This is a genomic window from Caenispirillum salinarum, assembly GCF_044803115.1.
Classification (GTDB): domain Bacteria; phylum Pseudomonadota; class Alphaproteobacteria; order Rhodospirillales; family Rhodospirillaceae; genus Caenispirillum; species Caenispirillum salinarum_A.
In genome coordinates this window covers 1,833,400-1,848,505 of the sequence record NZ_CP085224.1, presented here as the reverse complement: position 1 = coordinate 1,848,505, position 15,106 = coordinate 1,833,400, and the positions used below count along the sequence as shown (strand labels likewise).

At 63.0% G+C, this 15,106-nt stretch carries 11 protein-coding genes and 1 pseudogene; 8 read left to right on the top strand and 4 right to left on the bottom strand.

Translation table 11 applies throughout. The annotated features are described in order from the left end of the window. Positions 1 to 25: 25 nt before the first annotated feature. From LG334_RS08330 to LG334_RS08320, 3 genes are all read right to left on the bottom strand, one after another. Positions 26 to 1,306 (bottom strand): nucleotide sugar dehydrogenase, encoded by a 1,281-nt coding sequence (locus LG334_RS08330; protein ID WP_404385107.1) that lies wholly within the window; start codon positions 1,304 to 1,306, stop codon positions 26 to 28. Positions 1,307 to 1,383: 77 nt separating this feature from the next. Next, on the bottom strand, positions 1,384 to 3,285 hold the full coding sequence (locus tag LG334_RS08325) for a polysaccharide biosynthesis protein (protein WP_404385105.1): 1,902 nt from the start codon (positions 3,283 to 3,285) through the stop codon (positions 1,384 to 1,386). A gap of 98 nt (positions 3,286 to 3,383) precedes the next feature. Further along, positions 3,384 to 4,727 carry a UDP-glucose dehydrogenase family protein gene (locus LG334_RS08320; RefSeq protein ID WP_404385103.1) on the bottom strand — a complete coding sequence of 448 codons (1,344 nt, stop codon included), beginning with the start codon at positions 4,725 to 4,727 and terminating at the stop codon, positions 3,384 to 3,386. A gap of 245 nt (positions 4,728 to 4,972) precedes the next feature. Here LG334_RS08320 and LG334_RS08315 point away from each other — a divergent pair, with 245 nt between their 5' ends. The 3 genes and pseudogenes from LG334_RS08315 (at position 4,973) to LG334_RS08305 (ending at position 7,834) form a co-directional block, all read left to right on the top strand. Then, positions 4,973 to 6,148 carry a glycosyltransferase gene (locus LG334_RS08315; RefSeq protein WP_404385101.1) on the top strand — a complete coding sequence of 392 codons (1,176 nt, stop codon included), beginning with the start codon at positions 4,973 to 4,975 and terminating at the stop codon, positions 6,146 to 6,148. Between the two features lie 204 nt (positions 6,149 to 6,352). Further along, positions 6,353 to 6,637, top strand: a pseudogene (locus tag LG334_RS08310) (IS256 family transposase); the annotation flags it as partial. 93 nt (positions 6,638 to 6,730) lie between these two features. Further along, a complete protein-coding gene (locus tag LG334_RS08305) occupies positions 6,731 to 7,834 on the top strand; it encodes an IS5 family transposase (RefSeq protein WP_404380374.1) in 1,104 nt (367 codons plus the stop codon). Between the two features lie 139 nt (positions 7,835 to 7,973). Here LG334_RS08305 and LG334_RS08300 read toward each other — a convergent pair whose 3' ends face one another. Then, positions 7,974 to 9,737 (bottom strand): carbamoyltransferase C-terminal domain-containing protein, encoded by a 1,764-nt coding sequence (locus LG334_RS08300; RefSeq protein ID WP_404385099.1) that lies wholly within the window; start codon positions 9,735 to 9,737, stop codon positions 7,974 to 7,976. Positions 9,738 to 9,885: 148 nt separating this feature from the next. On the opposite strand from LG334_RS08300, the gene LG334_RS08295 reads away from it, so the two are divergent. The 5 genes from LG334_RS08295 to LG334_RS08275 all read left to right on the top strand — a co-directional run bounded on the left by LG334_RS08295 (position 9,886) and on the right by LG334_RS08275 (position 15,100). Further along, on the top strand, positions 9,886 to 11,232 hold the full coding sequence (locus LG334_RS08295; RefSeq protein WP_404385097.1) for a lipopolysaccharide biosynthesis protein: 1,347 nt from the start codon (positions 9,886 to 9,888) through the stop codon (positions 11,230 to 11,232). Between the two features lie 30 nt (positions 11,233 to 11,262). Then, positions 11,263 to 12,261, top strand: a complete 999-nt coding sequence (locus LG334_RS08290) for a methyltransferase domain-containing protein (RefSeq protein WP_404385095.1) — start codon at positions 11,263 to 11,265, stop codon at positions 12,259 to 12,261. A gap of 79 nt (positions 12,262 to 12,340) precedes the next feature. Continuing rightward, on the top strand, positions 12,341 to 13,438 hold the full coding sequence (locus LG334_RS08285; protein ID WP_404385093.1) for a glycosyltransferase family 4 protein: 1,098 nt from the start codon (positions 12,341 to 12,343) through the stop codon (positions 13,436 to 13,438). After that, positions 13,435 to 14,385, top strand: a complete 951-nt coding sequence (locus LG334_RS08280) for a glycosyltransferase family 2 protein (RefSeq protein WP_404385091.1) — start codon at positions 13,435 to 13,437, stop codon at positions 14,383 to 14,385. Before LG334_RS08285 ends, LG334_RS08280 begins: the two co-directional genes overlap by 4 nt. Continuing rightward, positions 14,378 to 15,100: a class I SAM-dependent methyltransferase gene (locus LG334_RS08275; protein WP_404385089.1), complete on the top strand. Its 723-nt coding sequence runs from the start codon at positions 14,378 to 14,380 to the stop codon at positions 15,098 to 15,100. Before LG334_RS08280 ends, LG334_RS08275 begins: the two co-directional genes overlap by 8 nt. Positions 15,101 to 15,106: the final 6 nt, after the last annotated feature.

Here is a 15,106-nt window from a genome sequence, read left to right as displayed (position 1 = left end):
ATAGCTCTGCATGCTGTCGGCTACCTCACAGTGTCCAGTAGGCGATGCCATCAGGAATAGCTGCGTCGCGCCACACTCCCTTGATGTCGGCGATCAGGCCGCCCGGTCGGGTAAGGGTGGCCACCGTCTCCGCGGTAAGCTCGGCATAGGCCTTGTGCGGCACCGTTACCACCACGGCGTCATAACCCGTGGCGCCCTGCAGCGAGGTCTTGAGGTCCAGCCCGTAGTATTCGCGCGCTTCTGCGACATCGGCCTGCGGATCATGAAGGTCAACAGCGTGGCCCGCCGCCATCAGTTTCTCTACAACATCGACTACGCGCGTGTTTCGCAGGTCGGGAACGTTTTCCTTGAAGGTCAGGCCGAGGATAAGGATGCGGGCCTTCTTTCCGTCGGGCACGCTCATGTGTTCCATCACGCGGTCGGCGATGTAAAAACCCATGCTGTCGTTGACGCGCCGCCCGGCAAGGATGATTTCCGGATGGTGGCCGTTCTGGGTCGCGACCTCGGCCAGATAGAAGGGGTCGACGCCGATGCAGTGGCCGCCTACCAGACCGGGCTGGAAAGGCAGGAAGTTCCACTTGGTGTTGGAGGCCTCCAGCACGTCATGGACCGACAGCCCCATGCGCTGGAAGATCATCGTGATTTCATTGATGAAGGCGATATTGATGTCGCGCTGGGCGTTCTCGATCACCTTTGCGGCCTCGGCGACCTTGATGCTGGCCGCCCGGAAGACGCCGCCCGTCGTGACGGCACCGTACACCGCAGCCAGTGTTTCCGTCACTTCGGGTGTCTGGCCGGCGATCACCTTCGTGATGCGGTCGACCGTGTGCTCTCGGTCGCCGGGGTTAATGCGCTCGGGACTGTAGCCAAGGAAGAAGTCGCGGCCGCAGACCAGGCCGGACACTTCCTGCAGGAGCGGTCCGCAAATGTCCTCGGTGACGCCGGGGTAGACCGTGCTTTCGAAGACGACGATCGCGCCCTGGCCCAGCACTTCTCCGACGGCGCGGCAGGCCTTGCGAACCGGCGTCAGGTCCGGTTTGTTCCAGCGATCCACGGGGGTGGGAACCGTCACGATAAAGACGTCACAGCCCTTCAGGTCGTCTGTCGTTCCGGTGTAGGTGAGTGTGCTGGCGCGCAGCGCGTCGTCGTCGACCTCGTTGGTTACGTCGATGCCGTCGCGCAATTGGCGGATCCGTTCCGAGGCGATGTCGAAGCCGGTGGTCGGGAAATGCCTGGCAAGGGCGACGGCGAGGGGAAGCCCGACGTATCCCAGGCCCACTACTCCGATCTTCTTCATCTTGGACATATTCACCCCATGTGGATGTGCCCCATTCGGGGAATGATGACTAATAATTGGCTGGACGACTTCTATCGATGTGCCGTTCAGGCCGCTATGACCGTCGGGCTGTATTCCGGCACCAGGCGCCGGATGTGCTCTAGCGTCTGGGTCGGATTGTCAAGCCGGCATGCTTCTTCCAAAAATGTCAGTGAATGTTGCAGTTCGACCGGGTCCTCGGCTCGTGAATTGGCAACCAGAATCCCTGGGGCGGCGGTCGGCACTGGGGGCTCGGCACCGTGGAAAATTTCCTCGAAGAGCTTTTCCCCGGGCCGCAGACCCGTAAAGACGATCTTTACGTCCTGCTGGGGCCGCAAGCCGGCCAGCCGGATCATCTGCGTTGCAAGGTCCACGATCTTCACGGGCTCTCCCATGTCGAGCACGAAGATACGCCCGCGGTAAATCTGCTCGGCCAGGCCGTGGGCAGAGGCCTGCAGTACCAATTCAACGGCTTCACGGATGGTCATGAAGTACCGGGTCATGTCCGGGTGGGTAACCGTAAGGGGACCGCCGGCCTCCAACTGGCGCCGGAACAACGGCACCACCGATCCGGTGGACCCGAGTACGTTCCCAAACCGCACGGTGATGAACTGGGTGCCACCCGGACGGGCCCGTTCGCGAATATCCAGAGACTGGCAGTAACGCTCCGCGATGCGCTTGCTCGCGCCCATAATGTTGGTCGGGTTGACCGCTTTATCCGTGGATATGAGCACCATCATCGCGACGCCAAAGTCCACGCAGGCGTCGGCCATGATGCGGGTGCCGATGGCGTTGGTCATCAAGCCTTCGGCCGGATTGGCCTCAACCAGCGGGACGTGCTTTAAGGCGGCGGCGTGGAACACCAATTCGGGCCGGAAGGTGTCCATCAGATTGCGGATGCGCGCCCGGTCGCGCACGTCCGCGATGCGCGCTTTACGGTCGACGCCGCCGAACCGTTCGTTGATTTCCATGTCAATCGTGTAAAGCGCGAATTCGCTACTGTCGACGATCATCAGGCTGGCGGGCTCGAAGCCACTGACTTGCCGCGTCAACTCCGAGCCAATGGAGCCACCCGCGCCGGTTATCATCACCCTTCGACCGCGAATCATGTCGCGCATGCTGTCACGGTCGAGAACCGCTTGCGGCCGCCCGAGAAGATCCTCGATCGCGATCGGGCGCACTTCCAGCCTGTCCACCAGGCCCTGCTTGAACTCCGTCATGCTTGGCAGGCGCTCAAGCCGAATCTGCAGGCGCTCGCATGTGTCGAACAACTCGGCCATGTCCTCGCGGCTGCTTTTGTCCTGGGCGATCAGCACGCGCTGCGGCCGGAGCCCCTTGCTCGCAAGCCCATCGACAACGGAGTCGACGTTCTTGGTCGTTCCGAGAACACGTACACCGTTGATCTCACGGCCAATGCGGCCCGTGCGCCATCCCAGGATGCCCACAGGCTCGTAGATTGCATCGGCGTGGTTCATTTCGCGTATGAAAAGGTCGGCGAGGTCGCCAGCGCCGACCAGCAGAACAGGCATCCGCCTTGTGGAATTGCGCCACAGCCTGACGGTGCCGTCCTTAAATAGGCGGTAAGCGAATCGTGGGGCCCCGACCAGGAACAAAAGAACGAACCAGTTGATGATCAGGGCTGACCGCGGCAGAGGCTCCAGACGCGTCGCCAGGAACATCAGCGGCAGGAAAATAAGCAGGGTGAGCGTAACGCCGCGAAGAATGGCCGCCAGATCACGCAGCGAGGCATAGCGCCAGACCCCGCGGTACATTCCTTGGGAGTGAAAGGCGGCCGCGGCCACCACCGCGAAAAGCAGTGTCCACTGGGCCATTTCCATTGGCGGCAGGTAGGCGAACATGGCCCAGTCAAGCCGCAGAAACAGGGCCAGAACGAAGGACAGTCCGGCCATGATGACGTCATGGACGAACACAAGGCCGACGCGGCGAAAGGCGATGCGCGTTAACTGCATCCTTGGTCTCGCGCGCTCGCGATCTGCAGTGCGGTGCCGATGTCCCCGGTACCGGTGGCGAGTGCCGCGTGTTTCATCTCCCCCTGGATGGTCACGGCTTAGTCCTCCACGGCGCCGCTGGCTTTGCGCCCGTAAGGCCACGGACGGCCTACCGAGGTGTAGGCGAAGCCAGCTTCGGCCATCATGGCGGGCTCGTAGATGTTGCGCAAGTCCACCATCACCGGCTCGGTCATCAGGTCCTTGACGCGGGCCAGGTCCAGCGAGCGGAACTCGTTCCACTCCGTCAGGATCGCCAGCAGGTCGGCGCCCTCCATGGCGTCGTAGGCGCTGTCGCAGTAGGTGATTCCGTCCAGCAGCTTTTTCGCCTCGTCCATGCTCTCGGGGTCGAAAGCGCGCACGGTGGCGCCGGCCTCCAGCAACGCGGGCACGATGTCCAGCGCCGGGGCGTCGCGCATGTCGTCGGTGTTGGGCTTGAACGCCAGACCCAGCACAGCCACCGTTTTGCCCGACAGATCGCCGCCGCCGGCCGCGATGATGCGGTCGGCCATGGCCTTCTTGCGCTTGGCGTTGATGTCGACGACCGTCTCGATGATGCGCAGCGGGCTGCCCAGGTCGCGCGCGGTGCGCACCAGGGCCAGCGTGTCCTTGGGGAAGCACGATCCGCCGTAGCCGGGGCCGGGGTGCAGGAACTTGCGCCCGATGCGGTTGTCCAGACCGATGCCCTTGGCGACGTCGTGGACGTCGGCGCCGGCCTTCTCGCACAGGTCGGCGACCTCGTTGATGAAGGTGATCTTGGCCGCCAGGAAGGTGTTGGCGGCGTACTTGATCATCTCCGACGTTTCCAGGTTGGTGAACAGGATCGGCGTCTCGATCAGGTACAGCACCCGGTACAGGCCGCGCATCACCTCGCGCGCCCGGTCGGTCTCGGCGCCGATGACCACGCGGTCGGGGCGCATGAAGTCGTTGATGGCCGAGCCCTCGCGCAGGAACTCCGGGTTGGAGACGACGTCGAAGTCGGCGTCCGGGCGGGTGGCGCGGATGATTTTCTCCACCTCGCGCCCCGTGCCGACGGGCACCGTCGACTTGGTGACGACGACGGTGTAGCCGTCCATGGCGCGCGCGATCTCTTCCGCCGCGCCGTAGACATAGGACAGGTCGGCATGGCCGTCGCCGCGGCGGGACGGCGTGCCGACGGCGATGAACACCGCGTCGGCACCCGTCACCGCCTCGGCCAGCTCGGTGGTGAACTCCAGGCGGCCGGCGGCGACGTTGGACGCCACCAGCTTGTCCAGGCCCGGTTCATAGATGGGAATCTCGCCGCGCTTGAGCCGTTCGATCTTGCTCTCGTCCTTGTCGACGCAGGTGACGGTGACGCCGAATTCGGAGAAACAGGCACCCGACACAAGGCCGACGTAGCCGGTGCCGATCATGGCTATGCGCATGTGCTTAATCTCCTCTACCCCAACTGCCGCTTAATCCGGTCGTGGATCGCCGGTTCTCACAACGCACCGTCGGCGCCGTGGTTTATCCCAGGGCCAGCCGGTTGGCAAGCGAGCATGCAGAACTGTTTTGCCTTCCCCGCGAATATGCTGCGCTGCTGTCGCCTGATCCGTGCGTATTGACTTACAGTCTGCCAATCCCGATAAGGATCGAATTCACGTCAGCATGGAACGGTAAGCGGACTGTTATGAAGGACGACGGAGAAAAACCCGGCGAAGACCGCCCGCCGGTCCATGTGCTGCACGTCATCACAAGCCTCGATGTGGGCGGCGCCGAGCGCATGCTGGTAAAGATCGTGGCTGCGTTGCGCGGGCGTTTTCGCTTTACGGTTGTTGGTTTGAAAGCCGAGGGCGCGCTCGCCGATGAGTTGCGGAAGGTGGGCGCTGATGTGATTTCATTGAACATGCGAGGCGCCCGCGACCTGCCGATCGCCGTCTTCCGGCTTAGGCGCGTCATCCGTGCGGTGCGTCCGGATGTAGTGCAGTCATGGCTTTACCATGCGGACCTTGTCGGCACGCTTGCGTTGGCGACCTCCGGTATCAAGGCGCGGCTGATTTGGAATATCCGCTGCTCTGACATGGACTTCAGCCAGTATGCACGCTCCACGGCGCTAATCGTCCGCATCCTGACGCGCTTCTCGCGGGGGGTTGGTCTGGCGATGGTCAATTCAGATGCCGGTCGGCGCATGCACGAAAAAATCGGATATCGGCCGCGCCGTTGGCTCGTGGTGCCCAACGGGTTCGACATCAGCCGCTTCCGCCCCGATCCGGATGCGCGACAGGCAGTGCGCGACGAGCTGCTGTTGGCGCCTGACGCAAAACTGGTCGGCTTGATAAACCGATACGACCAGATGAAAGACCACGCAACGTTCCTGAGCGCGGCCAAGAGCGTTGCGGAGCGCTGGCCGGATGTCCACTTCCTGCTCGCCGGGCGAGGTGTCACGACTGATAATCCGGAAATTGCCCGGCATCCGGCTGTTGCTCAGCATGCTGCGCGCTTTCACCTTCTCGGTGAAAGAAAGGATGTGCCGCGACTTATGGCGGCGCTTGATCTGTTTGCTCTTTCTTCAGCATTCGGCGAGGGATTTCCGAACGTTGTCGGAGAGGCAATGGCGTGTGGTGTGCCTTGCGTCGTCACTGACGTCGGTGATGCGCCGTATATCGTGGGCGAGACCGGGGCCGTGGTGCCCCGCCGCGCACCGCGAGACCTTGCCGCCGCGATCGAGAGGTTCCTCGCAGAAGATCCTCCGCTTCGCCGCGAGCGGGGCGTGAGGGCACGTCGGAAAGTCGAAGAATGCTATAGCATCGACGTGGTTTCGGAGACGTACTCTCAGATCTATCGGGGATCATGTAGCCCGCCCTAATCCGCCCTTTCGCCCCCGCATGGGGCGATGCGAAGACAGCTCACCTCTGGTCTCATACGCGTCGATGGTTGAAATCATCGACGTTGCGCTGTGCGCGCTTCCGCTCAGAGCTATGGCGGAAAGTGGGTGACAGCCTGAGAAGGGGGTGGCGTATCGTGGAGGTGTCTTACGCCTTCCACATCTCCAACAAGGGAGTGATACGCCATGACCGACGATACCGTTGTCGCCCTGCGCCAGCCAGGGGAAACCGACGATCCGCTGACCGAGGTTCTGCGTGCCGGGGCGCGGCAGCTTTTGGCGCAAGCCGTGGAGGCCGAGGTCGCGGCCATGCTTGCCGAGCATGAACACCTGACGACGGAAGACGGCCGGCGGCGCCTGGTCCGTCACGGCCACGGCCCGGAGCGCGAGATCCTGACGGGCATCGGCCCCGTTCCCGTGCGACGGCCGAAGGTGCGGGACCGTGGCGCCGATGGAGAAGGCCGCATTCGTCGGCCCTGAAAAACGGCTAACAGGCTGCGGAAAAACCCTTCCGTCCGGGACGGCGGCGTGATTCGATCCTCTTGATGCACTTGGAAGGACGCGATGCGCGGTCAGGACCAGCAGACGGAAGGGCTCTTTTCGTACGTGAGTTGCGAGGCGCGGGTGCCGCCCGATCATCCGCTGCGGGCCATCCGCGCCATCACCGACGAAGCGCTTGAGGTCCTGTCGCCAGAGTTCGAGGGGCTCTACTCGAAGGTCGGGCGGCCGTCCATCCCGCCGGAGAAGCTGCTGCGCGCCCTGCTGTTGCAGGCTTTCTATTCCATTCGCTCCGAACGCCAACTGATGGAGCAGATGGACTACAACCTGCTCTTCCGCTGGTTTGTCGGGCTGTCGATGGACGCCGCCATCTGGGATGTAACGGTCTTCACCAAGAACCGGGACCGCCTCTTGCGCGGCGATGTGGCCGCAAAGTTCCTGGCCGCCGTGGTCGGCCAGGCGCGGGGGCGTGACCTGCTGTCGGACGATCACTTCTCTGTCGACGGCACGATGATCGAGGCGTGGGCGTCGATGAAGAGCTTCCGGCCCAAGGGTGGGGACGACGACGATACCTCCGGCGGCGGACGCAACAGCGAGCGGAATTTCCGGGGCGAGAAGCGGTCCAACGAGACGCATGCCTCGACCACCGATCCCGACGCCCGGCTCTTCCGCAAGGGCAACGGCCAGTCGTCGCAGATGGCCTATCTGGGCCATGTGCTCATGGAGAACCGCAACGGCCTGGTTGTCGGCGCGGCCCTCACCCACGCCACCGGCACCGCCGAACGCGAGGCGGCGCTGGCCCTGCTGGAAGACGGCCGCCACGGTAACCGCCGCGTGACGCTGGGGGCCGACAAGGGCTACGACGTGGCGGGCTTCATCCGGGATTTGCGGACCCGCAAGGTCACGCCGCACATCGCGCGGAACGACCATGTCACGAAGACGGGAAAGCGGCGAAAGAGCAGCATTGACGGCCGCACCACGCGCCATGCCGGCTACGCTGTCAGCCTTCGGGTGCGCAAGCGGATCGAGGAGATCTTCGGCTGGATGAAGACCACGGGCGTCCTGCGCAAGACCCGCCACCGTGGCAAAGATCGCGTCGGCTGGATGTTCACCTTGACCGCCGCCGCCTATAACCTGACAAGGCTGCCCAAGCTGATGGCGGCGGCCTGACGTTGGCCGGAGCCTGTCCGCAAACGGGCAGGTCCGGCCAAACCGGCCGCTACGGCCGCCTCGTGGCCCCTTCTGAAGCGCGACTTTCGCCGCTCAGTTGGGGAAAGGGGGCCGTAAAAGCCGGTTTTTCCGCAGCCTGCTAGGCCGGGCGCTTGCTCACCAGGAACGGACCGAGGGCCAGGTTTCGCAGTCCCGACCGTTCCAACGTGAACACCGCCTGTTCGGGCGTCGCAACCAGCGGGTAGCCGTGAAGGTTGAAACTGGTGTTGAGAACGCCGCCGACGCCAGTGCGCTTCTCGAAGGACTGAAGCAACCGGTAGTAGTCGGGATTTCCGTCCTGCGTTACGACCTGCGGGCGCAGAGTGTGGTCCCCCTGGTGCAGGGCGGCCCGCAGGTCTTGAACCCCCTTCGGCGTCGCCTGGAAGGCGGTGATCATGTAGGGAGCCCGTGCCCGCTCGGGGTTGTATCCCTCCAGGTATTCTGCGGCGCGGTAATCCAGCATGGACGGTGCGAACGGCATCCAGAAGTCACGGGACTTGATCTGGTCGTTGACCGTGTAGAAGGACTCCATGTGGCTGGGGTGGCCCAGAATCGCACGGTTGCCAAGAGAGCGGGCGCCCCACTCGCACCGGCCCGCGAAGCGCGCAACGATTTCTCCGGAGGCGAGCAGATCGGCGACTCGCTCATTGATATCGGCCGGTTCCTCAATGGAATAGGTCTCGGCCAGACGCTGTTCGTCGATGAAGCGGCTCAGTTCGTCGCGGCTGTACTCGATCCCCAGGTAGATGTTCTTGATGGGCTTCGGTTGGACTCCCGCAGCGGCGGACACGGCGTAGGCGGCGCCGATGGGATTCGATTCATCTCCGCAGGAGGGCATGAAGTGAATGCTCTCGATTTCAGGCATCTCCTGCAGGCACTTGTTAAGCTTGACGTTCATGAACACGCCGCCTCCCGTGAAGACGCGGCGAATGCCGGTTTGAGAGATGGCGGCCCGTGCCCATTCCGTCACCCGCTCCTCCATCAGGTGCTGGACGGCACCGGCGATATTGTCGAACCGCTCGCCCACGGCGTGCTGGGCCAGGTAATCGTAGAACGTCATGGCGTTAACGCTGGAGCGGAAGGTCAGCGGGTTGTCCGGGTCCTGCCAGACCACCGGCTCGAACAGCTTCTTGTAGGTCTCCAGGTAGTAGCTTTTGCAGTAGGGCGCCAGGCCCATGACCTTGTACTCGTGTTCCAGGATCTTCATGCCCAGGAACCGCGTCGTGTTGGAGTAGTATCCGCCCAGCGAGGCCTCCATCGGCACCGTGGCGATGCGCTTCCAACCCTCGCCGGGTCGCCATGTGGTGACGGTGCCGGAGATGGCGTCGCCGCTGCCGTCCAGCGTCAGCATGAGGGCCGGTTCCTTGCCGTCGCTCTCGTCGAGTGCGTGAAAGGCGGCGCGGGCATGGCACTCGTGGTGTTCGACATGAATGAGGTTGTCGGACGGCAATCCGATGGCCGCCATGCTGCTTTTCAGTTCCGCCTTGCCAGCCGCGATGAACTGCTGCCTGCGCGTACTGCGCAACGCCTGGAACACCCACGGCACGGCTCGGCCGACGGGGCCGCGCTCCAGAGACTTCGCCAGCTCGATCTTCCAATCGGAAGATTCCTGCTCCTGATTTTTGTTGAACAGGTAGGCATAGCACGCCTGCGGCATGACCTCCTCACCCGCGATCACCACCTTGTCGATGTCGCGGGGCGCCAGTCCGGCGGTGTCCAGGCACCACTGTGAAGCGTCGCTGGGGAAGGCTGCCGAGTTCTTGATATTGTCCGCCTTCTCCTGGCTGATGGCGGCAACCAGTTCGCCATCCACGACCAGGGCTGCAGTCGAGTTGTGACCAGGATGAATGGCAAGAACCTTCATGGGTGGTGCTCCTAGCGACCGATCAGGGGTGTTGCGTGCAGGTAGCTTATACAGTATCAATCGCCGCCGGTGAACCGTGATCGCGATCGCGGATTTTCTTGCGTTTCGTCTCCCATCGCTTTTTCGCACGTCGTTACGAAGGGCAGTCGTGAATCGACTTAAGCGGCTTTTCGGACAGCACCGCGCCTACGCGGCCGCAGTCGCCACGAGTTACGGGCAGCTGGCCGTCAGCATGGGCGTTCAGCTGTTGATGGTGCCGCTTTACCTTCAGTACCTCGGTGATTACCGCTTCGGCGCGCTGATGATGCTGCTGTCGTTCGTCAATTTCGCGGCATTCGGCGTGGTATGGCTATCGGGTGCAATGCAACGAGCGTTCGGTGAGGCTTTCGCGCGCAAGGACGAGCAAGAGTTTCGCAGTGTATATGCGGTCGCCAAGTGGATGTTCGTCGGCTATGCGGTGGTGCTTGCCATCGTGGTGGGCGGGGGGCTTGTCGTTCTGGTCGACACGGTCTTCGAGACGCCACCGGAGCACCGCGACAGCGTCGTCGGCGGCATTGTCGGCGGCGCCGTGCACTTCGTCCTCATGTACCTGTTGAGCATCGACCGCGTGGCACTTACGGCGCGCGGACGCCAGGCTTCCGCGAACGTCCTGACGATGGTCAGTCAAGTCGGCTTCGCCCTGCTTGGCGTCCCAGTGCTTATGTTGGGCGGTGACCTTCTTCATCTCATGCTCTGCTTTGCCGCGGGGACCGTGACCGCCATCGTGCTTGGGCGCCTGCATCTCAGGAAATTGAGTCTGTCGCTCACTGCACGGGTGCGCCCGCGCCCCTTCCACCGGGACATTGCGGGGCGCCTGATGGGGCGCACGGGCGGCGCCTACTTGATTTATGGCACCGTCATGCTCGTGCTTCAGGCCGATGTGTTGATTGTCGGCTGGATTGGTGGTCCTGAAACCGTGGCTCAATTCGTGCTGGTCTGGCGCCTCGCGGAGCTTGGGGTCATGGCGCTCTGGCGCTTTACCGACGCGCAAATTCCTTTCATCATCCATCGCGACGCATGCGGAGAGACGGCCGAACTGATCCGAAGTCTGCGCCGCAGCATGGTACTGATGTGGGGTGGCAGTGCGCTTGCGGGTGCATCTTATGCCGCGCTCGGGCCGTGGGTCGTATCGCTTTGGGTGGGCGCGGAGAAGGCGCCGACGGAGCATTTGCCCTACATCCTGGCCGGTGGGGCCGTGATGTGGCTGGGCGCGGGCCGTGTCGCCATGAGCTTTGTTTACGCCACGGCCCGATTGAGGGCGCTGAACATCGTCCTGGTTCTGGAGCTGGCGGCCAAGGTTCTTCTGATTTACGTGCTCCTGCCGTCTTTTGGTATGCTCGCTCCGCTTATTGCGATCAATGTGTGTTATGCCGGCGGCCTCGCGGTGGTGTATCCCCTTATCGCATTCCGCGTTATCCGTTCCCGTCACGGCAGGGAAATAGAGGCTGCCGCCTAGTCGCGGCCACCGGGGCGCGAGGGCGGGGCGATGCAAAGTGCCAAGATCAGCAGTTTGGACTACGGAGTGAGCGGAAAAGTGACGACGTTTGAAGAGACCGCGTCCAAGCGAGCCAGTGATCTTGAGGCACTTGCACTGTCTTGGGATGATGAACTGCACGCTGCGTGGTCGGATTGGCTTGACCCGGATCGCTTTTCCTTCCAGCGCGGCTACACGGTGCTGGGCGGTAGCCTTCAGGCGCACGTGGACACCGTTTATCGCGCGTCGACGGCGGTTGTCCGCCGGATGGCGAACGAGGCTGGCGTCGTTGCTCCGAACCGTGTGCTCGATTTCGGTTGTTCTGTTGGCTTCAATTCCCTCGCGGCGCAAGGTCTCTTTCCCGATGCTGAGGTGCACGGCATTGATCCGGAAGGTATCAGCATAGAACTCGGCACGTTGATGGCGTCGCGCCTCGATCGGGGGCAGTTCGGCAAGGTTCCGCAGTATCATGAGGCGCCGGGTGAGCGCCTGCCCTTCGACGATGAGACGTTCGACTTCATCTATTCAACGACAGTGATTGAGCATGTGGACGACGTTAACGTATGCCTTGCCGAGATGGCGCGGGTCTTGAAGTCGGGAGGGGCGATTTATCTTGATGCGCCCAACTATATTTTCCCCTATGAACCGCACGTTGGTTCTATGATGTTGCCACTCAGTCCAAAATCGCTGTTGAAAACAACGATGAGGATGCGGGGAAAGGGGCGTGAGGCCGGCTTTGTCGACCACCTGAACTGGGTCCATCCGGGGTGGATGGAGCGTCGTTTCCGCGAATTGGGCCTCGTTTATGAAAACCGCGCAATCGCCAAGGTCCGGCGCGTGCTGTCGGGCGAGGGCGGCGCCGTGCATTACGGGCGTGCGGCCGCGGCGCTGCAATTCCTCGGCCGGCTTGGCTTGTCGGGGTTGATCGGGGGCGCGCTGGCGACGAGCCGCCTGTACCCGTCGCTGATCTATGTTGCGCGCAAGCCGGGTGGCCCGGATCGCGCCGCTTGACCGCCGACGCGATGCTTTGCGGCCCCGGTTGCCGGTGCTATAGTGCGGCCCGCCGCGGATGCGGAATTTATCAGAGCTAATGATGAACGTCTATTTTTACCCGCATTCCTTTCTCCGCGATCGCCATCTGGACACGATCCGCCGCTGGCCTCGGGCCGCGGTGGTGAATCCGGATGTGGTGGAAAGCCGTCGTGGCCAGCATTTCTCGCGTGATACGGCCGTCAGCGGGCGCATCGCGGCCACTTCGTGGAAGCAGCGCGTCCCGCTCATCAATGTCAAGCGTCGCCCCTCCGACGTTCCAGCCGATGCGGCCGTCTATGTGTGGGGCGCGCTGATGGCGACCGGCCCCTTCATCACCGAGTTGGACAATCCGTACTCGCTGGTGGGCTACAACCTGCGCGCCATGACGCTGTGGCGGCCGGTGCTGAAGGCTATTTTGGCCTCGCGCAGGTGCCTTGAGATCCGGTGCATGTCGGCCGCCTGTCGCGACACGCTCGTGGCCCTTTTCGGCGCGGACATCGGCAAAAAGACGAAGGTGTTCTATCCCCGCATGAGTGAACGCGTGCATGCGGTGGATACCGTGGCGGAAGACGGTCCACGTTTTCTTTTCATTGGAAGCCAGTTCGATATCAAGGGCGGGCCGGCCCTTCTGAAGGCCTTTCCGAAGGTGCGGGCCGCACTGCCTTCCGCGCGCATGGACATCATCACCCATTTACCGGATCGGCATGCCGCATTGGCCGATCAGCCGGGCGTCAACGTCCACGCCTCCCGTTATTCGCGAGATGAATTGTGGGAGGGCTTCATGAAGAAGTCCGACGTGCTGGTTCATCCCACGTACGTCGACAGCTTCGGCATGGTGGTGCTGGAGGCGCTGGCCCACGGCATGTCGGTTATCGCGACCGATGTCTATGCCCTTCGGGAAATGGTCGATGATGGCACGTCGGGCCGCCTGATTGAGCCACCAGTATCCATCTGGGACGGCGTGCTGCCCGCGCCCCTGTACTACAAGCTCGACAGGGCGGTGGACGAGATAGATGCCGTGGATACGTCGACGTTCGAGTCGGCGCTCGCCGACGCCATGATCAACATCGGTCAGGAGCGCGAACGCCTGCTGGCGTCCCGGCGGGCCAGCCTGGACCTTTTCCGTCGTCGCTTCGGCCGCGAGGACAGGCCATGACAACGCCAACCCCGATGCTGTCGGTGGTCATTCCGGCCTATAACGCGGCCGAGACCGTCGGCGCCACGCTGTCATCGGTGTTTGAGCCGCTTCGTGGCGGGGCGGCGATATCGGTCGAGGTCATCGTGGTCGACGATGGGAGCCGAGACGCCGAGGCCTTGGCGGCAGCTGTCGCGCACTGGCCCGATGTGCGCCTGTTGCGTCATGCCGAGAACAAGGGCATGTGCGCCGGTCGGAACACCGGCTTGTTTGCGTCCCGGGGGCGGGTCGTCACCATTCTCGATGCCGATGATCGGTTCGTGCCCGATTGGCCCGATGTCTTCTCGGCGCTCATGGCGGAGTGGCCGTCGAATTTGGATGTTTGCTGGGCAGGGTGCGTCAACCTGCGTGGTGAGACCACTCTCAGCCATCCCAACTATACCGGCCAGATGACCCGCGACGATTTTCTGGCTGAGCGTTTTACCGGAGAATATATTCCCATGTTTCGCGGCGATTTTATTCGCGCCCGCGGCTATATCGACTTGGGAACCCGCAAGTCCTGCGGCCTGCTGTCTTACCTGACGTTCATTCAAAGCGGCCCGTTCTGGCTCTCGGCGCGGGTGCTCCGCATCTATGACGACGGTAGCGTCGGATCGGTCACCTCGGGCTGGAGCAAGGCGGAGAAGGCCCGAGAGAGCGCGATCTGCATGCGCCGTGTCATGGACACCTTCGGCGAACAGTACCGCGCGCTGGACCGGCGGGCGTGGGGCGGCAAGTATCTGAGGCTCGCGGTCTACACGCGACTTGCCGGTGAACCTGGCGCCTGGGCGGCATTTGCCAAGGGCGCGCGCGCGGGTGGGGTGGCCGAAAAAGTCGGTGCGTTTTTGGTGTTGCTTCTCGGTCGCCGGTTTTGTGTGGCTGCCGTGGGCCTGGCAAAGAAACTCGGAGTGATCAAGCGCTATGGATGACGTCCTCAAGCCCGCCTTCTACGAAGACTTCTGGGCTGACTCCGATTATCAGCTCGGCTACGCTTTCGATTCTGCCGTGCGCGATCGCTTTCCCGCCGTGCAGACGGTCTGGGGCGACCTGAAGCGTCCACGGCGCGTGCTCGATTTCGGCAGTGGTAACGGCGTTCTGACCTACTGGATGCACTGTAACGGCTTCGGCGACGAGATTCTCGGCATCGATGTCAGCGATACCGGCGTGGGGTTCGGCAACCGAGCCTTTGGGCGCGACGGGCTGCGCTATCAGCGGGTGGAGCCGGACGCGCCGCTCGATCACCTGGGGCATTTTGACGCTCTTGTTTCCTCGCATGTGGTTGAACACCTTGATGATCCGGTGAAAGCCCTGCGGTCCATGCGCGGGCTGGCGGAATGGTATGTCCTGGAAGTGCCGCTTGAGGACTGCGTTGTCCCGAACGCCCTTGCTAAAATCCGTGGGCGTGATCGCAAGGATAATCCGGTGGGCCATGTCCAGTTCTGGACCCGGAAGGCGTTCGGCGAGGTGCTGGAGGAGGCCGGCTTTCTGGTGGTGCGGGATTACCAGTACGCCTCGGCCCCGTTCTCTCCCTACACCAGTACCACCAAGCGGATTCTGGAGCGGGCATTGCTGTCGGCGACGGGCGTGCGGCTGTATTCCCGTCTGATGGCGACGCATTACGCCGTCCTCGCGCGGGTGAAATAGGCCCGG

What these genes read in the sequence shown, in the direction of transcription:
- LG334_RS08330 (WP_404385107.1), bottom strand. Translation starts at nt 1,306, where the DNA reads ATGTCCAAGATGAAGAAGATCGGAGTAGTGGGCCTGGGATACGTCGGG.
- LG334_RS08325 (WP_404385105.1), bottom strand. Translation starts at nt 3,285, where the DNA reads ATGCAGTTAACGCGCATCGCCTTTCGCCGCGTCGGCCTTGTGTTCGTC.
- LG334_RS08320 (WP_404385103.1), bottom strand. Translation starts at nt 4,727, where the DNA reads ATGCGCATAGCCATGATCGGCACCGGCTACGTCGGCCTTGTGTCGGGT.
- LG334_RS08315 (WP_404385101.1), top strand. Translation starts at nt 4,973, where the DNA reads ATGAAGGACGACGGAGAAAAACCCGGCGAAGACCGCCCGCCGGTCCAT.
- LG334_RS08305 (WP_404380374.1), top strand. Translation starts at nt 6,731, where the DNA reads ATGCGCGGTCAGGACCAGCAGACGGAAGGGCTCTTTTCGTACGTGAGT.
- LG334_RS08300 (WP_404385099.1), bottom strand. Translation starts at nt 9,737, where the DNA reads ATGAAGGTTCTTGCCATTCATCCTGGTCACAACTCGACTGCAGCCCTG.
- LG334_RS08290 (WP_404385095.1), top strand. Translation starts at nt 11,263, where the DNA reads ATGCAAAGTGCCAAGATCAGCAGTTTGGACTACGGAGTGAGCGGAAAA.
- LG334_RS08285 (WP_404385093.1), top strand. Translation starts at nt 12,341, where the DNA reads ATGATGAACGTCTATTTTTACCCGCATTCCTTTCTCCGCGATCGCCAT.
- LG334_RS08280 (WP_404385091.1), top strand. Translation starts at nt 13,435, where the DNA reads ATGACAACGCCAACCCCGATGCTGTCGGTGGTCATTCCGGCCTATAAC.
- LG334_RS08275 (WP_404385089.1), top strand. Translation starts at nt 14,378, where the DNA reads ATGGATGACGTCCTCAAGCCCGCCTTCTACGAAGACTTCTGGGCTGAC.